At 69.4% G+C, this 21,241-nt stretch carries 21 protein-coding genes; 9 read left to right on the top strand and 12 right to left on the bottom strand.

Annotation, left to right across the window (positions count from 1 at the left end):
- Positions 1-51 precede the first annotated feature (51 nt).
- From LPW41_RS01810 to LPW41_RS01800, 3 genes are all read right to left on the bottom strand, one after another.
- Complete coding sequence (locus LPW41_RS01810) at positions 52-1,029, bottom strand: proline/glycine betaine ABC transporter permease (RefSeq protein WP_144830773.1); 978 nt, start codon at positions 1,027-1,029, stop codon at positions 52-54.
- Positions 1,026-2,336: a glycine betaine/L-proline ABC transporter ATP-binding protein gene (locus LPW41_RS01805; RefSeq protein WP_230703953.1), complete on the bottom strand. Its 1,311-nt coding sequence runs from the start codon at positions 2,334-2,336 to the stop codon at positions 1,026-1,028. Before LPW41_RS01805 ends, LPW41_RS01810 begins: the two co-directional genes overlap by 4 nt.
- Positions 2,337-2,765: 429 nt before the next feature.
- Entirely contained in the window at positions 2,766-3,071 is a 306-nt protein-coding gene (locus LPW41_RS01800) for a chorismate mutase (RefSeq protein ID WP_144830779.1), read from the bottom strand.
- An 80-nt stretch (positions 3,072-3,151) separates the two neighbouring features.
- On the opposite strand from LPW41_RS01800, the gene LPW41_RS01795 reads away from it, so the two are divergent.
- The gene (locus tag LPW41_RS01795; RefSeq protein WP_154096975.1) at positions 3,152-4,276 is read left to right on the top strand and encodes an AI-2E family transporter; all 1,125 of its coding nucleotides are present in this window, start codon (positions 3,152-3,154) and stop codon (positions 4,274-4,276) included.
- A gap of 15 nt (positions 4,277-4,291) precedes the next feature.
- Here LPW41_RS01795 and LPW41_RS01790 read toward each other — a convergent pair whose 3' ends face one another.
- Positions 4,292-5,491: a beta-propeller fold lactonase family protein gene (locus LPW41_RS01790; RefSeq protein ID WP_230703952.1), complete on the bottom strand. Its 1,200-nt coding sequence runs from the start codon at positions 5,489-5,491 to the stop codon at positions 4,292-4,294.
- The gene (locus LPW41_RS01785; RefSeq protein ID WP_154096977.1) at positions 5,491-6,777 is read right to left on the bottom strand and encodes an adenylosuccinate synthase; all 1,287 of its coding nucleotides are present in this window, start codon (positions 6,775-6,777) and stop codon (positions 5,491-5,493) included. Before LPW41_RS01785 ends, LPW41_RS01790 begins: the two co-directional genes overlap by 1 nt.
- A gap of 446 nt (positions 6,778-7,223) precedes the next feature.
- Between LPW41_RS01785 and LPW41_RS01780 the strand changes: the two genes are divergently transcribed.
- From LPW41_RS01780 to LPW41_RS01770, 3 genes are read left to right on the top strand one after another with little or no spacing between them, the layout of a single operon-like run.
- Positions 7,224-8,246 (top strand): zinc-binding dehydrogenase, encoded by a 1,023-nt coding sequence (locus LPW41_RS01780; RefSeq protein ID WP_154096978.1) that lies wholly within the window; start codon positions 7,224-7,226, stop codon positions 8,244-8,246.
- Positions 8,243-9,004 (top strand): SDR family oxidoreductase, encoded by a 762-nt coding sequence (locus LPW41_RS01775; protein WP_154096979.1) that lies wholly within the window; start codon positions 8,243-8,245, stop codon positions 9,002-9,004. The genes LPW41_RS01780 and LPW41_RS01775 overlap by 4 nt, the downstream gene beginning before the upstream one ends.
- Positions 9,001-9,648 (top strand): bifunctional 4-hydroxy-2-oxoglutarate aldolase/2-dehydro-3-deoxy-phosphogluconate aldolase, encoded by a 648-nt coding sequence (locus LPW41_RS01770; protein ID WP_230703951.1) that lies wholly within the window; start codon positions 9,001-9,003, stop codon positions 9,646-9,648. Before LPW41_RS01775 ends, LPW41_RS01770 begins: the two co-directional genes overlap by 4 nt.
- Positions 9,649-9,651: 3 nt before the next feature.
- Here the strand turns inward: LPW41_RS01770 and LPW41_RS01765 are convergent, their stop codons facing one another.
- Both LPW41_RS01765 and LPW41_RS01760 read right to left on the bottom strand, forming a co-directional pair.
- Positions 9,652-10,497 (bottom strand): amidohydrolase, encoded by an 846-nt coding sequence (locus LPW41_RS01765; RefSeq protein ID WP_154096981.1) that lies wholly within the window; start codon positions 10,495-10,497, stop codon positions 9,652-9,654.
- Positions 10,494-11,483 carry an aldo/keto reductase gene (locus LPW41_RS01760; RefSeq protein WP_154096982.1) on the bottom strand — a complete coding sequence of 330 codons (990 nt, stop codon included), beginning with the start codon at positions 11,481-11,483 and terminating at the stop codon, positions 10,494-10,496. The genes LPW41_RS01765 and LPW41_RS01760 overlap by 4 nt, the downstream gene beginning before the upstream one ends.
- 43 nt (positions 11,484-11,526) lie before the next feature.
- On the opposite strand from LPW41_RS01760, the gene LPW41_RS01755 reads away from it, so the two are divergent.
- Positions 11,527-11,856 (top strand): L-rhamnose mutarotase, encoded by a 330-nt coding sequence (locus tag LPW41_RS01755; RefSeq protein WP_154096983.1) that lies wholly within the window; start codon positions 11,527-11,529, stop codon positions 11,854-11,856.
- A gap of 1 nt (position 11,857) precedes the next feature.
- Here LPW41_RS01755 and LPW41_RS01750 read toward each other — a convergent pair whose 3' ends face one another.
- The 5 genes from LPW41_RS01750 to LPW41_RS01730 all read right to left on the bottom strand — a co-directional run bounded on the left by LPW41_RS01750 (position 11,858) and on the right by LPW41_RS01730 (position 17,013).
- Positions 11,858-12,616 (bottom strand): FadR/GntR family transcriptional regulator, encoded by a 759-nt coding sequence (locus tag LPW41_RS01750; protein WP_144783520.1) that lies wholly within the window; start codon positions 12,614-12,616, stop codon positions 11,858-11,860.
- Between the two features lie 10 nt (positions 12,617-12,626).
- Entirely contained in the window at positions 12,627-13,790 is a 1,164-nt protein-coding gene (locus LPW41_RS01745; RefSeq protein WP_154096984.1) for a mandelate racemase/muconate lactonizing enzyme family protein, read from the bottom strand.
- Positions 13,791-13,821: 31 nt separating this feature from the next.
- Positions 13,822-14,712, bottom strand: a complete 891-nt coding sequence (locus LPW41_RS01740; protein ID WP_144783526.1) for a carbohydrate ABC transporter permease — start codon at positions 14,710-14,712, stop codon at positions 13,822-13,824.
- A complete protein-coding gene (locus LPW41_RS01735; RefSeq protein WP_150954133.1) occupies positions 14,699-15,574 on the bottom strand; it encodes a carbohydrate ABC transporter permease in 876 nt (291 codons plus the stop codon). The genes LPW41_RS01740 and LPW41_RS01735 overlap by 14 nt, the downstream gene beginning before the upstream one ends.
- 71 nt (positions 15,575-15,645) lie before the next feature.
- Positions 15,646-17,013 carry an ABC transporter substrate-binding protein gene (locus tag LPW41_RS01730; RefSeq protein ID WP_144783530.1) on the bottom strand — a complete coding sequence of 456 codons (1,368 nt, stop codon included), beginning with the start codon at positions 17,011-17,013 and terminating at the stop codon, positions 15,646-15,648.
- 121 nt (positions 17,014-17,134) lie between these two features.
- On the opposite strand from LPW41_RS01730, the gene LPW41_RS01725 reads away from it, so the two are divergent.
- The 4 genes from LPW41_RS01725 to argG all read left to right on the top strand — a co-directional run bounded on the left by LPW41_RS01725 (position 17,135) and on the right by argG (position 21,094).
- Complete coding sequence (locus tag LPW41_RS01725; RefSeq protein WP_154096985.1) at positions 17,135-18,082, top strand: sugar kinase; 948 nt, start codon at positions 17,135-17,137, stop codon at positions 18,080-18,082.
- Between the two features lie 53 nt (positions 18,083-18,135).
- Complete coding sequence (locus LPW41_RS01720) at positions 18,136-18,861, top strand: Pr6Pr family membrane protein (RefSeq protein WP_187358434.1); 726 nt, start codon at positions 18,136-18,138, stop codon at positions 18,859-18,861.
- A gap of 32 nt (positions 18,862-18,893) precedes the next feature.
- The gene (locus tag LPW41_RS01715) at positions 18,894-19,571 is read left to right on the top strand and encodes a peptidylprolyl isomerase (RefSeq protein ID WP_230703950.1); all 678 of its coding nucleotides are present in this window, start codon (positions 18,894-18,896) and stop codon (positions 19,569-19,571) included.
- Positions 19,572-19,651: 80 nt separating this feature from the next.
- Positions 19,652-21,094, top strand: a complete 1,443-nt coding sequence (gene argG / locus LPW41_RS01710) for an argininosuccinate synthase (RefSeq protein ID WP_154096987.1) — start codon at positions 19,652-19,654, stop codon at positions 21,092-21,094.
- Positions 21,095-21,241 lie beyond the last annotated feature (147 nt).

Below are 21,241 nucleotides of genomic sequence, written 5' to 3'. Positions count from 1 at the left end.
GCGACAGAAGATGACCCCTCGCGCGGAGAAGAAGGGGGCGGATGCCGGAGCTCAGCGCCCGGCCGACACCGGGGTGCGGCGGGTCGGCGTCTGGTCGCGCTCGATGGAGTCAGCGGCATCCGGAGTCGAGGCCGCGGACGTCGCGTCAGCCGCGCGCGCGGCACGGCGACGGCCCAGCACGCCGAGCAGCGATCCGGTGTTGTCGGCGCGGTTGCCGAGCGCGGCGGTGAGGCGGTCGAGGTAGACCGCGAGCACGACGACGCTGAGGCCGGCTTCGACGCCCTTGGGCAGGTTGACCGTCGAAATCGACTCGACGACTTCCTTGCCGAGGCCGTCGGCTCCGACGATGCCGGCGACGACCGCCATCGACAGCGCGAGCATGATGACCTGGTTGATGCCGGCCATGATCGTGGGCATCGCGAGCGGCAGCTGGATGCCGCGCAGGATCTGGCCCGGTGTCGCACCGAACGCGTGACCGGCCTCGACGGTCTCGGAGTCGACGCCCCGGATGCCGAGCTCGGTCAGACGCACGCCCGGGGGCAGCGCGAAGATCACCGTCGACACGACGCCGGGCACGACGCCGATGCTGAAGAACGTGATGGCGGGGATGAGGTAGACGAAGGCGGGCATCGTCTGCATGAAGTCGAGGATCGGCTTCAGCACTGCCCGCACCGTGGAGTTTCGCGCCGACCAAATGCCGAGCGGCACCGAGATCGCCACGGCGACGACCGTCGCGACGAGCACGAGGGCGAGGGTCTGCATCGCGGTGACCCACTGGCCCATCGCGAGGATCAGCGCGAAGCCGATCACGGTGCCGAGCGCGAGCTTCCACGAGCGCAGAAGCCAGGCGAGCAGAGCCGCCACGACGATGACGACGACGATGGGGGCGGCGAGCAGCATGTCGCTGAGACCGCCGACGAGGAAGCGCACCACGAGGGCGATCACGTCGAACAGGCCGGAGAGGTTGTCGCGGAGCCAGTCGACTCCGGAGTCGACCCAGACGCCGACGGGAATGCGGAAGCCGTTCATCGGGCGACCTCCTGGTTCTCGAGCGACGTGGCATCCGGCGCATCGAGCACCGCGTCGATCTCGGCGGAGGGCAGGGGCTGGGGCAGCACGGTGAGCTCCTCGGTCGAGGTGGGTCCGGGGCCGAGCGCGGCGAGCAGCGTCACGCGCGGGATGACGCCGCTCAGACGGCCCTCGGTGTCGAGCACGGCCAGCGGGAGCGGCGACTCGACCGAGGGGACGAACAGGTTCATCAGCACCTCGTCTTCGTGCACGCTCTGCGGCAGCGGCTTGAGCTTCGACAGCAGCGAGCTCTCGCCGGCACGCACGAGCTTCATGGCGTCGCGGTCGGTGATGATGCCGAGCGGCTTGCGGTCGCGGTCGGTGACGTAGACGGCCGACATGTAGGCGTCGCGCATCTGGCGCAGCGCCGTGCGCGGGCCGGCCGAGGCCTCGACGCGCGGACGCGGACGCTCCATGACGTTGCCCGCGGTGAGCACGCGGGCACGGTCGACGTCTTGCACGAACTGCTCGACGTAGTCATTGGCGGGGTCGGTGAGGATGTCTTCGGGCGTGCCGATCTGCACGATGCGCCCGTCGCGCATGACGGCGATGCGGTCGCCGAGGAACATGGCCTCGTTGAGGTCGTGGGTGATGAAGACGATCGTCTTCTTCAGCGTGCGCTGCAGCTCGAGCAACTGCTCCTGCATCTCGCGACGGATCAGGGGGTCGAGGGCGCTGAACGCCTCGTCCATCAGGAGCACGTCGGTGTCGGCGGCGAGGGCGCGGGCGATGCCGACGCGCTGCTGCATTCCGCCCGACAGCGCCGAGGGGAGCTTGTCGCCCCAGCCCTCGAGGCCCACGAGGGCGAGGATCTCGTTCGCCTTCGCGAGCCGCTCGGCCTTGTCGACGCCGCGCAGTTCGAGCGGGTAGGCGACGTTGGCCGCGACCGTCCGGTGCGGGAGGAGCGCGAAGTGCTGGAAGACCATCGCGAGACGGTCGCGGCGCAGCGAGCGCAGACGCGACGAGCTCACGCCGGTGAGGGCGTCGCCCTGCACCTCGACGGTTCCCGCGGTGGCCTCGTGCAGGCCGTTCAGCATGCGGATGATCGTGGACTTGCCGGAGCCGGACAGGCCCATGATGACGAAGATCTCGCCGGGCTGGACCTCGAAGCTCGCGTCGATCACGGCGGCGGTCCCCTGCTCGGAGACCTCGCTGCGCGAGGAACCGGCGCGAAGTTTCTCGACGGCGGCCTGAGGAGCGCGGCCGAAGACCTTGAACAGGTTCTTCGCCGCAAGGGCGGGTGTCGATAGGGCAGGCGGGTGGGTCACTGTGTGCACCTCAGCGGCCTTCGGGTGGCCGCAGCGGTCACGCCCGGGTGGCAGCCGTCTGCGCTCTCCGGGGGGAGGAGCGCGTCAGCGCCGGACATCGGATCCGGCGCCCAGGCCGCCGACCGTACGCTCACCGGTTCGACTCCCCCGAGTCGTCACCGGCGACCGCGGACTGGTCGGGTGGGCGGCCCCGTCAAGGGCCTCCACCAAGGTTTCACGCCCATGGATCGCCTGGCAAATCGCCGGTCGGCTTGAGATCCCGGATGCCGTGTGGCACGCGCGCACGTGTGAATCGGTGCGGTCCGGTGGTGGGGGTCGACCGTCGCTGCTCGAGGCCCGGGCGTGTCGCGACGCCTCTTGCGCGAAGGCTCGGGGATGTGGCATCCGGAACCTTCCGCGCCCGGCGGCAGGGCCAAACCGGGCGGGGCGTCAGTCGGCGGCGGGCTGCTCCGCGGCCGAGCGGTGGTGGCGGATGACCTCGGCGACGACGAAGTTGAACCACTTCTCGGCGAAGACCGGATCGAGGTCGGCGTCTTCGGCCAGACGCATCAGCCGAGCGATCTGCTGCTCTTCGCGGGCGGGGTCGGATGCCGGCATGCCGTGCTTCGCCTTGAGCACCCCGACCTGCTTGGTGCAGCGGAAGCGCTCGGCCAGCAAGAAGATCAACGCGGCGTCGATGTTGTCGATGCTGCCCCGCAGCCCCTGCAGGATGGTCGAAGCGTCGGCGTCGGTCATGTGGCCTCCCAGATCGCTCCGACCCTACCGCGCCGCGCGCGCCCCCGAGCGCGGCTCCCAGGGAGTCCTACAGTGGCACCATGAGCCGATCGACGCGCCCCGACCCCACCGCCGAAGGCGCGGACGCCGGGGCGTCCACCTCGCGCGACCGACCGATGTGGTCGGCGCTGTCACGGCCCTATGCGGCGGGGTTCTTCCTCACGCTCGGCGGTCTGACCGCCCTTCTTCTCGCCCTGGCTCTGGGCAAGCTCTCGACGGTGCTGATCTATATCGCGATCGCGCTGTTCGTGGCCCTCGCGCTCGACCCCCTGGTGCGCCTCCTCGTGCGCCGCGGGCTCTCGCGCGCGTGGTCGATCGTCATCGTGTTCGGCGGCCTGGCCGTCATCCTCGCGGGGGCGCTCTGGCTGCTGATCCCGCCGGTCGTGCGGCAGGTCGAGCAGTTCGTCGGTGACATCCCCTCGTTCGTGAACGACCTGATCGACAGCGAGGCCGTGCGCTGGGTCGAGACCAACTTCGGCGACAGCCTCGGCGACATCCTCAAAGAGATCCAGAACTTCGCCACGAACCCGTCGAACATCGCCGCGATCGGCGGCGGCCTCCTGCAGGTCGGCATCGGGATCGGCGAGTTCATCTCGGGCGCGATCATCGTGCTGGTCCTGAGCCTGTACTTCCTCGCCTCGCTGCCGAAGATGAAGAACAGCCTCGTGCGCCTCAGCCCCGCTCGAAGCCGCGAGACCGTCGCCGACATGACGGGGCAGATCACCGACTCGGTCGGTGGCTACCTCGCCGGCATGGTCGTGCTGGCCCTGTGCAACGCGGTGTTCGCGTTCATCGTGTTGACGATCCTGCAGCAGCCGTTCGCCGCCCTGCTCGCAGCGCTCGCCTTCGGCATCACGCTGATCCCCCTCGTCGGCTCCGTGCTCTTCTGGGCGACGGCGACGCTGTTCACCCTGCTGGTGAGCCCGACGGCCGGTCTGTGGTTCGCGGTCATCTATCTCGCGTACATGCAGGTTGAGGCATACATCCTCACGCCCCGCGTGATGAACCGCACGATCTCGATCCCCGGCGCGCTCGTCGTCATCGGCGCACTCGTCGGAGGCACGCTACTCGGCCTGCTCGGTGCCCTCGTCGCGATCCCGGTGACGGCCTCGGTTCTGCTGATCATCAAGCAGATCGTCATCCCCCGCCAGGACGCGAAGAAGTAGCCCGCGCGCGACGGCTCAGCGCCGGGGCAGCAGCCGCGTCGGCGACGGCGACGGCGTGCGGTGGCGCACGCGACCGGGCACCCCGGTGCGGGCGTCGAGCGGGAGCGAGACGATCTCGTCGGCGAGCTGACCCGCGACGAGCAGCATGTCGTCGACGACCACGTGGTGTCGGGGCCAGTGCGTGCCGGTTTCGGCGAGCGCGAGCAGCTGCAGGGCCTCGCCGCCGCCGCGCACCGACAGGACGCCGACGGTGTCGCTGCCGCGCACACCGGCGTAGAGCGTCGTTCCGTCGCGGCCCATGCTGAGCTCCGCGGCGGTGTCGGTCTCGAGCGAACCGAGCAGCGGCTCCCCCGACACGACGCTCCAGCGTCCCTCGCGGTCGGCACCCAGCACGAAGACCTCGCGGCTCAGCTCGGTCACGACGTAGAAAAAGCCCGACGGATGCCACAGACCGTGTCGTGGTCCGCTGCCTTTCGGCAGCACGACCTCTTGCACCAGACGCAGGCCCTGGGCGCCGGAGCGCCAGAACCGCACGAGGTCGAGACCCATGTCGGTGGTGGCGATGAGGCCGCCCGGCAGGAACGTGGCCTGGTGGGCCCGCGAGACGCGCTCCCCCGCGAGAGCCTCTTCCGACTCGGCATCCGTCTCGGGCGCGTCGTCGTAGCCGGGCACGAGGTGCGAGAACTCCTCGCCGACCGCTTCGCGCACCGCGCGCGCGGCCGCGGCCAGATCGGGCACGACCGCGCCCGAGACACGTGCGCCCGTCGAGAGGGTCGGCCCCTCGGTCGACGAGCCGTACGGGTCGACCGCCTCGGCGGCGATCTGCGGGCGGGACGGTCGCCCGGCGGGGTCGAGGTCGATGCGCACGATGCGTCCGTCGCCCCAGCAGCTCGCGATCAGCAATGACGCGTCGGGAGAGACGGCGACGTGACACACCGCGGCACCCGCGTCGACGGGCGCGCCGACCGCCGCGAGCCGCGTCTCGGACGTCCGCCGGTAGGCCTGCACCGTGCCGTCGGACTCGAGGGCCGCATAGAGAAGGTCGTGCGTCGGGTGCGTCACGATCCACGACGGCGAGCCGGGCGCGGCCACGGCCGTGCTGACCATGCCCAGCGGGCCACCGGCACTCTGCGCGTCGGCCTCGCCCGCCTGCAGGATGCCGATGCCCTCGGCCGAGCCCGCGTCGGAGGCGTACGCGCCGACCCAGAAACGCATCAGTCGATGAGGTCGTGGCGCACGATCACCTGGTCGCGGGCGGGGCCCACGCCGATGACCGAGATGCGGGTACCGCTCATCTTCTCGAGCGCCAGCACGTAGTCCTGAGCGGTCTGCGGCAGGTCTTCGAACGTGCGGGCCGACGAGATGTCTTCGCTCCAGCCGGGGAAGTTCTCGAGGATCGGCTTCGCGTGATGGAAGTCGGTCTGGTTGACCGGGAGGTCGTCGTACCGAACGCCGTCGACGTCGTAGGCCACGCACACGGGGATCTGCTCGAGACCGCCGAGGATGTCGAGCTTGGTCAGCACGAGGTCGGTGATGCCGTTGATGCGCGTCGCGTAGCGCGTGATGGGCGCGTCATACCAGCCGACGCGGCGCGGGCGCCCGGTGGTCGTGCCGAACTCGAACCCGCGCGAGCGCAGCCAGTCGCCGCTCTCGTCGAACAGCTCGGTCGGGAAGGGGCCGGAGCCGACACGCGTCGTGTAGGCCTTGACGATGCCCACGATGCGGTCGAGGCGGTTCGGGCCGACGCCCGAGCCTGTCGAGGCGCCACCGGCGGTCGCCGACGACGAGGTCACGAACGGGTAGGTGCCGTGGTCGATGTCGAGCATGGTGGCCTGGCCGCCCTCGAACACCACCACGTCGCCCGCCTCGAGCGCGTCGTTGAGCAGCAGCGACGTGTCGGCGACCATGGGGCGCACGCGCTCGGCGTACGAGAGCAGGTCGTCGACGACCTCGTCGGCCGTGATCGAGCGGCGGTTGAAGATCTTCACCAGCAGGTGGTTCTTCTGGTCGAGGGCGCCCTCGACCTTTTGACGAAGGATGTTCTCGTCGAAGAGGTCTTGCACGCGGATGCCGACGCGGTTGATCTTGTCGGCGTAGGCCGGACCGATGCCGCGACCGGTGGTGCCGATCATGCGCTTGCCGAGGAAGCGCTCGGTGACCTTGTCGAGCGTGCGGTGGTACTGCGTGATGATGTGCGCGTTGGCGCTGATCTTCAGGCGGCTCGTGTCGAGGCCGCGCGCATTGAGCGCCTCGAGCTCGTTGAAGAGCACCTCGAGGTCGACGACGACGCCGTTGCCGATCACGGGGTTGACGCCCGGAGACAGGATGCCGCTGGGCAGCAGGTGGAGCGCATACTTCTCGTCGCCGATGACGACGGTGTGCCCGGCGTTGTTGCCGCCGTTGAACTTCACCACCCAGTCGGTGCGCTCACCGAGCAGGTCGGTGGCCTTGCCCTTGCCTTCGTCGCCCCACTGGACGCCGACGATCACGATTCCGGGCATGTGCGCTCCTCGCGTCTGATTCCGGCGGTACACCCCATCCTATCGAGCGGGTCCGACACGGCCTGTGCGCGCGGTCGCTCGCGGTAGACCCGAGGAGATCGTAAGACTTAAGCATCATACGTAGTATGATTTTGCCGATCCACCGCTCGCGCTTTCCGCGCAGGACGAAGGAGGACCCCGATGACGCGGCCGACCGACCTCCCCCGTACCGACGCCGTCACACCGACGCGCGCTCCGCTCGAGACCACGCGCGACGACCGCGGTGGCATCGAGGCAATCGTCTTTCCTCTCGCGTCCCGGCTGCTCGAGCGGACCGGGCGCCCACATCGACGGCCTTGTCGCGGGGTCGCGCACGCTCCGGCGACGCTCGCCGCGGCGACATCGTCGTGATGATGCCGCCCCCACCGGACCCGAGTCCTTTTCATCTGACAACCCAAGGAGAAGCCATGCGCGCAGCCGCGTACACCGGAGACGGAGTCGTCTCCGTCACCGACGCCACCCCGACCGATCCCGGACCCGACGACGTCGTCATCGACGTCGCCTATGTGGGGGTGTGCGGCACCGATCTGCACATCATCCACGGCTCGATGGACGCCCGCGTCTCGCGACCGCTCGTCTTCGGTCACGAGATGAGCGGCACGATCCGCGCGCTCGGGACCGACGTCACGGGGTGGAACGTCGGCGACAGCGTGACCGTGATGCCCCTGGACTGGGACGGCACCTGCCCCGCGTGCCGCAACGGCAACCAGCACATCTGCCAGAACCTGGACTTCATCGGCATCGACTCCCCCGGCGCCCTCCAGCAGACCTGGACCGTGCCGGCATCCACTCTCGTCCCGCTTCCGGCGAGCCTGTCGCTGCGCACCGCGGCCATCATCGAGCCCGTCGCCGTGGCCGTGCACGACGTGCGCCGCTCCGAGCTGCGTGCGGGCGATCGCGCGGTCATCATCGGCGGGGGTCCGATCGGCGTGCTCATCGCCTCGGTCGCCCGCCAGGCCGGGGCCGAGATCGTGGTGCTCGAGCTGGATCCCGCCCGTCGCCTGATGATCGAACAGCTGGGCTTCACCACGGTCGACCCGAGCGCCACGGACGCCACGGCATGGGTCGAGGAATGGACCGGCGGCGCCGGGGCCGACGTCGTCTTCGAGGTGTCGGGGGCCGCCGCCGCGGTGCGCTCGGCGACCACCTTCGCGCGCGTGCGCGGCACGATCGTCATCGTGGCGATCCACCCGACGCCGCGCGAAATCGACCTGCAGCGCGTCTTCTGGCGCGAGCTCCGCCTCCTCGGCGCGCGCGTCTATCAGCGCATCGACTTCGAGCGCGCCATCGAACTCCTGGACTCGGATGCCATCGACGCCGAGGCGGTCATCACCTCGGTGTACCCGTTGACCGGTGTCACCGACGCCCTGGCCGAGTTGCAGAGCGGGCGCGCCCTGAAGGTCCTCATCGACGTGCAGGCCGACGCATGAGCGCCTCGCCGTTCGACCTGTCGGGTCGCACCGCCGTCGTCACCGGCGCTTCCCGGGGCATCGGCCTGGGCATGGCCGACGCCCTGGCCGCGGCCGGGGCCGACGTGATCGCCGTCGCATCCCGCCCCCTGCCCGAGGGCAGCGCCGTCGAGCAGGCCGTCACCGCGCACGGCCGCCGCTTCACGGCCCGCCACGCCGACTTCTCGGACGTCGACGCCGTGGTCGCCCTCGGCGAGGAGCTCTCCGGTCTCGACATCGACATCCTCGTGAACAACGCCGGCACGATCGAACGCGCCGCGGCGGCCGAACATCCTCTCGACGCGTGGCGACGTGTCATCGACGTCGACCTCACCAGCCACTTCGCGCTCACGCAGAAGCTCGCAGGCCCCATGCTCGACCGCGGCGACGGGCGTGTCATCTTCACCGCGAGCCTGCTGAGCTTCCAGGGCGGCATCACCGTCCCCGGGTACGCGGCCGCGAAGTCGGGCATCGCCGGCCTCACGCGCGCGCTGAGCAACGAGTGGGTCGGTCGCGGGGTCACCGTGAACGCCATCGCGCCGGGCTACATCGCCACCGACAACACGCAGGCGCTGCAGGACGACCCCGACCGTTCGCGCAGCATCCTCGAGCGCATCCCGGCCGGGCGGTGGGGTCGTGCCGACGACCTGGGCGGGGCCACGGTCTTCCTCGCGTCGGCCGCGGCGGCCTACGTGTCGGGCATCGTCCTCGCCGTCGACGGCGGATGGCTCGCTCGATGACGTCGGTGCTCGACGGTGTGCAGATCGTCACGGTCCTCACCGCCCCCTCCGTCTCGGCCGCGCTCGTCGCCGGGCACGCCCTCGAGCGCGCGGGGATCACCTGCGTCGAGGTCACTCTCCGCACGGATGCGGGAAGGGATGCCGTCGCCGCCCTGTCCCGCGAGACCGGTCTGATCGTCGGCGCGGGCACGGTGCTCACTGCCGCGGAGGTTGCTGCGGTGTCGGCCGCGGGAGCGCGTTTCGTGGTGAGCCCCGGGCTCGACGAGGAGGTCGTCGAAGCGACGAGGGCGGCGGGCCTGGCATCGCTGCCCGGGGTCGCCACGGCCACCGAGCTCCAGCGAGCGCTGCGAATGGGAATCGACACCGTCAAGTTCTTCCCGGCCGATCGTCTGGGCGGCCTCGACACGATTCGCGCCCTCGCGGCCCCCTTCCCCCGCGTGCGATTCGTCCCCAGCGGTGGAATCGGCGACGGCAATGCGGCGGAGTACCTCCGGCATCCCTCCATCGCCGCCGTCAGCGGTTCGTGGGTCGCTCCCCCGTTGGCGGTGGCCGCGGAAGACGCGGGGGCGATCGAGAAGGCCGCGTCCGCCGCCGTCTCCGCGCTCGTGGCGACGGAGATCACTGCGCCGCGCCGCGCCGGGTAGGGCTCAGAGTCCGTAGACGCGCGCCGCCGTTGCACCGAGCACGGCGGCGCGCTCGTCTTCGCCGAGCGAAGAGATCGCGTCGGCGATCGCGCTCCAGGCGCGCTCGTAGCCGCCCGCGAGGATGACGACCGGCCAGTCCCCGCCGTACATCAGCCGGTTCGGGCCGAAGACATCGAGCGCGTCGTCGATGAACGGCGCCACCTGGGCGGGTGTCCATGCATCGAGCGGCCCCACCGACGACGACAGACCCGAGAGCTTGGCGACGCTCCGCTCGTCGGCGGCGACATCAGCGAGGGCCGCCCGCCACTCCCGTCGCTCCTGGGCGCACCCACCCACCGGCGGCTTGCCGAGGTGGTCGAGCACGATCCGGAGGTCCGCGACACGATCACGGAGCCGGACGATGTCGGAGATCTCGTCGTGCGCCGACGTGACGACGTCGAGGGCCAGACCCGCGCGCGCGACCTGTGCGACGTTCTCGACCTGGTGATCGCCGAGGATCCACCCGCGTGTGCCCTTCACGTGCATGAGGTTGCGCAGGCCCACGATCGCGGGCTGCCGGCGCAATGCCCCGAGCTGCTCGGCGAAGGCGTCCGGCCGAGCCCCCAGGTCGGCCCACCCCACGACTCCGCGCACGCGCGAGTCGCGGCGCGCCTGGTCGAGCATGTTGTCGGTGTCGGCCGCCGTGTCGGCGGCTTGGACGAGCACGACGCCGCCGATGCCGTGCGCATCGAGGGTCGGCCCCAGGTCCGCGACCGCCATCGTGCGATGGATCTGCGGCACCGAGGCATCCGGCCAGTCGTAGGGGACGCGTTCGAGATCCCAGACGTGGACGTGGGAGTCGATGATCATCGTTCGGCGGCCTCGGTCGCAGCGGCGAGCGCGGCGGCCCGTGCGTCCAAGCGCTCCCAGAGTTCCCCGGGGATCTCGGCCTCGACCCGGTCGACCCCGCTGACGATGTGATCGACGGTCCTGGCCCCGAGGACGACGGAGCGCACGGCGGGGTGGCGCAGCGCGAACTGCACGGCCGCGTCGGGGAGGGTGACGCCGTACTCGCGGCACAGGTCCGCCATGTCGCGCGCTCCGTCGATGAGCGCCTGCGGCGCCTGCGCGTAGTTGAAGCGCGCGTCCTCCGGGACGACCGCGGAGCTGAGCAGGCCGGAGTTGTACACGCCGGCGGCCACCACGGCGACGTCGTGCTCCAGAGCCAACGGGAGAAGCTCGCGTTCCGCGGTGCGGTCGAGAAGCGTGTAGCGCCCCGCGATCATCACGATGTCGATGTCACACTGCCGGATGAATGCGGCGGGCATCTCGGCCTGGTTCATCCCGACACCGATCGCACCGACGACGCCCTCGTCGCGCAGTTCCCGGAGGGCCTCGATGCCCGTGGTGGACGCGGACTCCCAGTGCTGGTCGGGGTCGTGGAGGTAGGCGATGTCGATCCGGTCGACACCGAGCCGCTCGAGACTCTCGTCGATCGATCGCCGGATTCCGTCGCGGCTGAAGTCCCACACGCGCTTCGTCGCCGCGGGGACGATGAAGCCGTCATCGTCGAGCTCGCCCCGCCTGGCGGGGTTGTCGACCAGCAGCCGACCGGCCTTGGTCGACAAGACGTACTCGTCGCGGGGCCGGTTCCGCAGGGCGGCGCCCATACGTCTCTCCGAGAGCCCCAGCCCATAGTGCGGAGCGGTGTCGAAGTACCGGATGCCGCGCTCCCACGCCGCGTCGACGGCTGCGACCGTCTCTTCGTCGGTGGTCTCGCGGAAGAGGTTGCCGAACTGCGCTCCCCCCACGCCGAGAGGGGTCAAAGGCAGGCGCGAGAGACGGGTCGCGGTCATGGAAACTCCCTTGTTCGATAAAATCATACGTAGTATGTCTGTTATGGCAAAGGTGCAGCGCAGCGGTTCGGTGATCGGTCTTCGCGAGTCGGCGATCGAGGAGTACGAAAGGCATCACCGAGAGGTGTGGCCCGAGGTCCTCGCCGCGATCTCGGCCGCCGGCATCCGGAACTACTCCATCTACCGATACGGCACCCTGCTGTTCTCGTACTGGGAATACGAGGGAGACAATTACGAGGGCGACCTCGCGGCGATCGATCGGGTTCCCGCGTGCGTGCGCTGGAACGACCTGATGGCGACGCTCCAGGTTCCCGTCGACGGAGCGCGGCCTCGAGCGTGGCTTCCGGTACCCGAGGTCTTCCACCTCGACTGACTCAGGGGTGGAGGTGGTGATCGCCGTCGGGCAGTCGGCGGCGACGCCACGAGCCGAGGATGTGCTCCTCCATCGCGACTCGAGCGGCGGTGGCGTCTCCCGCCTCCATGGCGGCGAAGACCCGCTCGTGCTCCGTCAGCGTGCGCTCGACGGCATCCTCGGGGTTGTTCCCCTCCCAGCGGAGCGACTGCCGGGGCCGCACGAAGAACGAACGCGCGATGGTCGCCGCGATGCGGTTCCGGCTGGCGGACATCGTGGCGAGATGGAAGTCCTTGTCGGCCTCGAGGAAAGCCGGGTTGTCGTCCTGCAACCGACGCATGTCTTCGAGGTGACCGCGGATCACGAGCAGGGAATCCGCGTTCCCGCTGCTGGCGACTTCGCTCGCCATCACGCCCTCGAGGGCCGCCCGCACCACGCTCACCTCGTCGAGCACGCCCAGGGATTCGTCGTGCCGCACCAGCGCGTCGAAAACATCGGGGTCGAGGACGTTCCAGTCGTTGAAGTGACGCACCTGGGTGCCGCGACCCTGAGCCACGACGACCAGCCCCTTCTCCTGAATGCGCTTGATGCACTCGCGGATGACCGTGCGGCTGACGCCGAATTCGTCGCAGAGCGCTTGCTCGGGGGGAAGGAACTCGCCCACCGCCACCGTGCCAGTGACGATCATCTCGACCATCTCTTCGAGCACACGCACGCCGATGCGGTCGATCTGGCCCCGCTTCGGATTCGCGAGCTGCGCATCGAAGGGGGCGGAGGGCATGATGAGCACTTTACTCCGGCGCCGTCTCCCGGGGCGGGAGGCGCACACCCAGTTCCAGCCCCGCTCGACTGCTGCGCACGTGCGGCCCACCGGCCCCGCCCCACACGAAATTCGTCGTCCCGTCGAGGACCGACGAGTCCAGCACGACACCGCCACCGGGCTGGTCCCCCAGGACCAGACCGCCCTCGGCGATCTCGAAGTCGACGCTCACGCCGTCCGGAACCCGCGGCGACGTCACCTCGGTGAGGAGATGGTTCGGCAGAGCCGTCGCGACGTTCGCCACCGCGTAGTTGGACGTCATCCCGATGGGGCTCACCGGCAGATCACGCGCGTGGGCGGCGATCGCCACACGCAGTGCGTGCGTGACGCCCCACACCGCGGAGGACTGGACGATGTCGACCGCCTGCGCGTCGAAGAGCTGCCGATACTGCTCGAGCCCGGTGAGATTCTCGCCGGTCGCCACCGCCGGGGCGATGGTGTCGCGCAGACGACGCAGGCCCTGGGCATCCCACCGACGCAACGGCTCCTCGATCCACGAGAGCTCGACGGTCTCTTCGAGGTGCCGGATGTACCGCACGGCCTGCGGCAGGTTCCACGACTCGTTCGCGTCGAGCATGAGCAGCGGCTCATCGGTCGTTCGCCCCAGGATGTCGCGCACGAGGGCGAGACGGTCGGCGTCGTGCGCGACATCGCGCCCGCCTTTGAGCTTCGCGGACGTGAAGCCGCGCTCGCTCATGTCGAGGTAGTAGGCGTCGAGCCCCTCTGCGTTCAGGGCGATGTCCAGCCCCGAGGCGTACCCCGGAACGAAACGGTCGCGCCCGCCCAACAGACGCCAGAGAGGCTGGCCGGCCGCCTTCGCCTTGATGTCCCAGAAGGCCGAGTCGAGCGCGCCGATACCGCCGAAGACCGCCCCACCGTGACCGTTCTTGAACATGCGCGAGATCATCCGGTCGTACAGCGACGACGTCGCACGAGGATCTTCGCCCTCGACGGCCTCGAAGAGCTGGGGGATGCCGTCGTGCATACCCATTCCGATGCCCTCGATGCCTTCGTCGGTCTCGACGACGACGATCGGCAGAGCCGTCCGACCGGACTCGATGAAGCCGTTGACGTCGCCGACCGGGCGACCCCAGTCGAGGGTGGTGTTGATGAGCCGGTAGCCGGTGATCTTCATGGCTGTGCTTCTTTCATCCCGCGCTGCGGGGTCATTCTTTGGTTCCGCCGGCCGTCATGCCCTCGACGAGGAACCTCTGCGAGAAGAGGAACACGATGAGGATGGGCGCGACCGAAACGAGGGTCGCCAGCGCCATGACGGGCAGGTCGAGCGTGACCGAGGCGGCGGAGGTCGGATTGAACAGGGGCACGTTCGACAGCAGCTCCGCGAGACCCACCTGGATGGGCGCTTTGCGGCCGGGCTCCATCACGAACGGCAGGAAGTAGTTGTTCCAGTTGCCGACGAGGTTGAAGAACCCCACGAGCGCGATCACGGGCGTCGCGAGCGGGAGCGCCACGGACCGGAACACGCGCAGTTCGCTGGCGCCGTCGATACGCGCCGCGTTGAGCAGATCCTTCGACACGCTCGTCGTGAAGTAGATGTACGTGAGGTACACCCCGAACGGGAAGAACGAGAAGGGCAGGATGACGGCCCACGGCGTGCCGACGAGCTTGAGGGCGCTCATCTCGAGGAAGACCGGGAGGACGAGAGCGGTGTTCGGGATGAGCATGACAACGAGCGTCACGACGAGCAGAACCCCGCGCCCGCGGAACTTCGTCATGGCGAGGGCGTAGCCGGCGGGAATCGTCACCACGAGGGTGAGCACGAGCGCCACTCCCGTGTACAACGCGGCATTGCCGGTCCACTGCCAGATGACGCCGTTCTGGAACTCGGCGAGCCGCGCCCAGTTGTCGGCGATCGTGGCGAACGAGCCGAAGCTGAAGGGCGGCTGGCCCGTCAGTTCGGTGGAGGATTTGGTCGGGGCCAGCAGCAGCCACACGATCGGCAGGCCGAAGACCACCGCGAAGAACAGAATGACGACGGTGACCAGCGACCGGCCCAGGAAACGGGCGGGGGTCACGGCGCGCTTAGTCGCGTTCAAAGAGTCCTCCTCGGAAGACGAAGAAGGCGGCGAGACCGGCCGCGACGACGAGCAGGAGCAGCGAGATGGCGGCCGAGCCGTTGAAGTCGTTCTGGCGGAAGGCGTAGAGGTACGCCACCTGGTTCAGGGAGTAGTCGAGGCCGACGACCCCCTTGCTGGCCTGAGACAGCACCCGCGGCTCGACGAAGAGTTGGGTGCCCGCCGCGAGTGACATGACGGCCATGTAGGAGATCCACTTGCGCAGGAGCGGGATCTGGATGTGCCACGCGGTGGCGATCGGTCCGGCGCCGTCGATCCGCGCGGCTTCCATGACCTCGACGCTGATGTTGTTCAGCGCTCCGTACATGATGACGATCCAGCCGCCGGCGCCCGCCCAGAAGGCGATCACGGTGAACACGACGGGGAGGTTCCCCTCGTTGCCGACCACGTCGACGAAGGTGTTGAACCCGAGGGCGCGGAGCAAGCCGCTGACCGGGCTGACCGTCGGATCGAGCATGAACAACCACAGGAGCACGCTCGACGCTCCGGCGAGCGCGCCGGGGATGTAGAAGATGAACCGAGCGGCGGACGAGAGCCAGCGGACGCGGATCGCGTGCACGATGACCGCGAGGATCACGACGATGATCACGAGGCTGGTGAGCCAGATGGCCACGAACGCGGCGACATGTCCGACCGCGGGGAGGAAGCGGTAGTCGGCGACGACGCGCTGGAAGTTCTCGAACCACACGAACGCGCCGTCGCGGGTGAAGGCGAGGAAGGCGGCGTACAGGGTCGGGAAGACCCCGAACGCCAGGAGCAGGAGGACGTAGCCACCGATCATCAGGTAGGCGAACGTCGATTGGGCTCGACGTAGGGAGAGCATGGTCACTTCCGTTCGGGTGAGGGCTGGCCGCAGCGCGGTTCGGCTGCGGCCAGCCCGAGGGAGGAGGGCGCTTACTTGGCGACCGTGTAGCCCTGCACCTGCGCCTGATTGTCCATTTCCGTCTGCCAGGCGTCGGTCACGCTCGCGACCGTCTTACCCGCGGTGATGGCCGGAAGAACGACCTTGGAGAAGGCGGCCTCGATGCTGAAGCTCGGGTAGCCCCAGCCCTGCCACACCGACGATGCCGCCCCGGAGATGTTCTTCTGGAAGTCGCCGACGTAGAAGTTGCTCGCCGCCTGCTCCTTCAGCCACGCGTCGGCTGCGGACTGATAGGCCGGCAGACCTGCCGCCAGCTTCACCGCGTCGTCGGAGCTGGTCACGAAGGTGAGGAACTTCTTGACGGCGTCGAGGTTCTTCGAGTGGCTCGAGCCGTACCACACACCACCACCGACGTTGCCGGTGACCTTGTCACCGTCCGACCAGCTGAGAGCCTGTCCCACGCCGACGGTACCGGCCGTGTAGTTCAGGCTCTTGTCGTTCTGGAACAGCGCACCCGAGTACCAGGCCGGGCCGGGGATGCCGAGCAGCTTGTCCTTGTACTTCGTGACGAAGTCGGTGCCGAAGACGCTGTCGGTGACCAGGGTCTTGTTTGCGAGCATGTGGTCGATGAGGTCGGTGACCTTCTCGGAGTTCGGGTCGGAGAAGTTCGACGTGAAGGTGTCGCCGGAGGCCTCGAAGATCGGAGCCTCGCCACCCCAGTAGTAGACGTAGGGCGCTTGAAACGAATCGCCCACCGAGCCGAGGATGTAGCCGGGGTGCTCGGCGGCGACCTTGTCGCTGAGCGTCTTGTAGTCCTCCCACGTGGTGGGGATGGTGTAGCCGAACTGGTCGAACAGGGCCTTGTTGTACCAGAACACCACCGGGGCGAGGTCGTTGCGCACGCCGTAGACGGTGTCGTCGACCGTCATCGGGCCGAGTGCGCCCTTGGTGAAACCGTCGAGGAAGCTCTGGTCCATCAGCCCCTTGTTGAGGGGAGCGGCGAACGCTTGGACGCCGTTGTTCTCCTTCGAAGCCCAGGACGTGTCGTTCTGCTGGCTCGAGAAGACCACGTCGGGCCACCCCTCGCCCGACTGGTCGAACAGAGCGACCTTCTGCTGGAACGATCCGGAGCCGCCCGAGCCTCCGTCGTAGGTCTCGATGTTGAGCTTGACGTCGGGATTCGCCGTTTCGAAGGCCTTCGCGATGGGCTCACGGGAAGAATCCACCCAGACCGTGATGGCGCTGGACGGGTCCTGCTCGGCGGCGGTGAAGCCGTACTGCGTGTCGGCGTCGCCCCCACTCGAGGCCGGGCTGCACGCGCTGAGCGCGAGGGCGGAAACGACGGCGAGACCGCCGGCGAGGGCGAGGCGGCGGCGAGCGCCGGGGAAGTGCTGCGGCATTGCAAAGCTCCTGTCTTCTTCGACGAGGTCGGGTGACCGTACGCTAGCATAGAACATACGTCATACGTTTAAGCAAGACGAGAACATCACGAACGTGCAACGACGATCACGAGGGAGTGAGATGGCATCCGTACTGACATTCGGCGAGACCATGGGGTTGATCCGTGGCGACGACCTCGGCGGGTGGGAGACCGTCTCGCGGGCGCGTGTGGGCATCGGGGGCGCCGACAGCAACGTGGCGATCGGTCTGCGGCGGCTCGGGGTCGACGTGACGTGGATCGGACGCGTCGGCGATGATGCGCTCGGGCGGCGCATCGAGCGTGAGATCCGTGGCGAGGGTGTGTGCACCCGGGCCATCGTCGACGGCACCCGGGCCACGGGCCTCATGCTCAAAGAACGACGGACACCCGCGCACAGCCGCGTCACGTTCTACCGTGGCGGAAGTGCCGGCAGCGCCCTCGCCCCGAGCGACGTGGGCGATGACGAGATCGCGACGGCCTCGGTCGTGCTGGTGAACGGCGTGACGGCGTCGCTCTCGGACTCGGCCCGTGCGGCCGCCCTGTCGGTGGTCGCCCGCGCGAGGGCGAACGGTGTCACCGTGGCCTTCGACGTGAACCACCGACCGTCCCTATGGGCCGGACGCGACCCGCGCGCGCTGTACCTCGACCTCGCTCGAGCGAGTGATCTCGTCTTCGCCGGAGACGACGAAGCACGACTCCTGCTCGGAAACGACGAGCGGGACGCCCTGGCGCTCTCCGCCGAGCTGCTCGCGCTCGGGCCCTCGCAGGTGGTGGTCAAGAGTGGAGCCGCCGGCGCTCTCGCCCGGGAGGGCGAGACGGTCGCGCACTCTCCCGCCGTGCGGATCGATCCCGTCGACACCGTCGGCGCGGGCGATGCCTTCGTCGCGGGGTACCTCGCGGCCCTCCTCGACGGCTCTCCTCTCGCCGAACGCGTGTCGCTGGGCGTACGCTGCGGCGCTTTCGCGTGCCTCGGGCCGGGCGATTGGGAGAGCCTGCCCCGACGAGCCGATCTGGCGCTGCTGGGCGGAGCGGACCCCGTCGAGCGCTGAGCCGACCGCCGCAACCCCTGCCCCCGCGTTCGCTCGCTCACTACCCTGGGGCGATGCAGAGATCGCGCGGATGGGCGACCGGGTGGAACGCGGCACGCGTGGCGATCGCGGTGCTCATCCTCGTCGCGGTGGGGGCGCAGTTCTCGTCCTCGGTGACCGAGGCGGTGGCGCGCGACCGCGACGTGGCGACCGTGACCGCGAACTTCTTCAGCTTCTTCACGATCCTGTCCAACGTCTCGTCGGCCGTCGTGTTGGCGCTCCTGGGCGTGCGGTTCTTCGCGCGCGGACGGCGGGTCGAGGTCGATACGCCGGCCCTCGCGACCGCTCTCGCCTTCGTTTCCACGTACATGATCGTGACCGGCATCGTCTACAACCTGCTGCTGCGCGGCATCCCCCTCCAGCCCGAGACCGTGCCCTGGTCGAACGAGGTCATGCACGTCTGGGGTCCGCTCTTCCTGCTGCTCGACGTGCTGCTCGGGCCGACGCGGCGCCGCTTGGCCTGGTCGGCGGCGTTCGCCGCGGCGATCTTCCCCATCGTGTGGATCGTCTACACGCTCCTGCGCGCGCCCCTGATCACGAATCCGACGACCGGGGCGCCTTTCTGGTACCCGTACCCCTTCCTCGATCCGAACACCGGCGGATGGGGCAGCGTCGCGGTCTACATCGTCGTCATCGCCGTGGCCATCATCGCCCTCGCGGTCGGTGTCGTCGCGATCGGTCGGGCACGTGGCATCCGGATGCCGATCGACCCGACGCCCGCGACGCGCGCGCGGCCCTGATGAGTCGGGGTCGACGTCCTACCCTGGAACCCGTGCGCACTCGACTGATGTCTGCGGCCCTCGCCGCTTCCGCCCTGCTCCTGCTCGCCGGCTGCGCCGGTGGCACGTCGTCCGCCCCCGCACCCGCGGCGAGCGCGTCCAGCGCGAGCACGGCCTCGGGCGAGTGCTCCTACCCCGCCTCGGGACAGCCGTCCGTCGACGTGACTCCGCCCGCGGCGGGCACCGAGCGCCCCACGGGCACGGTCGACGCGACGCTCGAGACCTCGGCCGGGGCGATCCCGATGACCCTCGACGGCGAGCGCACCCCCTGCACGGTCGAGAGCTTTGTCTCGCTGGCCCAGCAGCAGTACTTCAGCAACACCGAGTGCCACCGCCTCACCACCCAGGGCATCTTCGTCCTGCAGTGCGGAGACCCGACCGGCACCGGCCGTGGCGGCCCCGGCTACCGCTTCTCCGACGAGCTCGACGGCAGCGAGACCTACCCCGCGGGCACGGTCGCGATGGCGAACGCGGGCCCCGGCACGAACGGCTCCCAGTTCTTCCTGGTCTACTCCGACTCCAAGCTGCCCCCGGACTACACGGTGTTCGGCACGATGTCGCCCGAGGGTCTGCAGGTCGTGAAGAACATCGCGGCCGCGGGTGCGGCCGGCGGCTCGCCCGACGGTGCCCCCGCCACCCCGGTGACGATCAGCGCCGTGACGATCGGCTGACGCTCCTCCCCATCGCTTCGGGGCGCCCGATCCTCCCCCGGAGTCGGGGCTCGGCATCCCTCCGCTCTAGAATCGAGGGCATGTCCAAGGTCTTGCAGTCCCTTCCCGTCGGCGAGCGCGTCGGCATCGCCTTCTCGGGTGGTCTCGATACTTCGGTGGCCGTCGCGTGGATGCGCGACAAGGGCGCCGTGCCCTGCACCTACACGGGCGACCTCGGGCAGTACGACGAAGACGACATCGCCTCGATCCCGGGCCGCGCCACCCAGTACGGCGCCGAGGTCTCGCGCCTGGTCGACTGCAAGACCGCGCTGGTCGAAGAGGGCTTCGTCGCCCTCGCGTGCGGCGCGTTCCACATCCGCTCGGGCGGACGCACCTACTTCAACACCACGCCGCTGGGCCGTGCCGTCACCGGCACCCTGCTCGTGCGCGCGATGAAAGAAGACGGCGTCGACATCTGGGGCGACGGCTCCACGTACAAGGGCAACGACATCGAGCGGTTCTACCGCTACGGCCTGCTCGCCAACCCCGCGCTGCGCATCTACAAGCCCTGGCTCGACGCCGACTTCGTCACCGAGCTGGGCGGGCGCAAAGAGATGAGCGAGTGGCTCGTCGCGCACGACTTCCCCTACCGCGACAGCGTCGAGAAGGCGTACTCGACGGATGCCAACATCTGGGGCGCCACGCACGAGGCCAAGACCCTCGAGCACCTCGACGTCTCGCTCGAGATCGTCGAGCCCATCATGGGCGTGCGCTTCTGGGACCCCGAGGTCGAGATCGAGACCGAAGACGTCACCGTCGAGTTCGAGGCCGGTCGCCCCGTCGCCATCAACGGCACGCGCTTCGCCGACCCCGTCGAACTCGTGCGCGAGGCCAACACCATCGGCGGCCGCCACGGCCTGGGCATGAGCGACCAGATCGAGAACCGCATCATCGAGGCCAAGTCGCGCGGCGTCTACGAGGCCCCGGGCATGGCCCTGCTGTTCCTGACCTACGAGCGTCTGGTCAACAGCATCCTGAACGAAGACACCCTCGCGACCTACCACGAGCAGGGTCGCCGCCTCGGTCGCCTCATGTACGAGGGCCGCTGGCTCGAGCCGCAGTCGCTCATGCTGCGCGAGTCGATCCAGAAGTGGGTCGGGTCGACCATCACCGGGTCGGTCACCGTGCGCCTGCGCCGCGGTGAGGACTACACGATCCTGAACACCGTGGCATCCGGAATGTCGTACTCGCCCGAGAAGCTCTCGATGGAGCGCGTCGGCGACGCGGCGTTCGGCCCGGTCGACCGCATCGGCCAGCTCACCATGCGCAACCTCGACATCGCCGACTCGCGCGCGCGTCTCGAGCAGTACGCCGCCATGGGCCTGCTCGGCGGACCCACTGGCGAGCTCGTGGGCGACGTCACCGCGGGTGGCGCGCAGGAGATCACCGAGTCGGCCGCGCCGCTGGACGCGGCCGGCGAGCGCCTCGCCGACGCGACGGATGCCGCGGGCGAAGGCGCCGCGTTCGACTCCGGCACCGACTGACGACACCTTTCGACGAGAGCCCGCGGCGCCCGCATCGGCCCGGTGGCTTCGACAGGCTCAGCCACCTCTGCCCCACTGCTCACCGAGGTCCCTGAGCCGCGCACCCAGGTCCCTGAGCCTGTCGAAGGGACCGGACCCCCGCACCCG

The sequence above is a fragment of the Microbacterium sp. JC 701 genome, from assembly GCF_021026215.1.
In the GTDB taxonomy this organism is placed as follows: Bacteria; Actinomycetota; Actinomycetes; order Actinomycetales; family Microbacteriaceae; genus Microbacterium; species Microbacterium algihabitans.
This window is presented reverse-complemented; position numbering and strand designations above follow the sequence as displayed.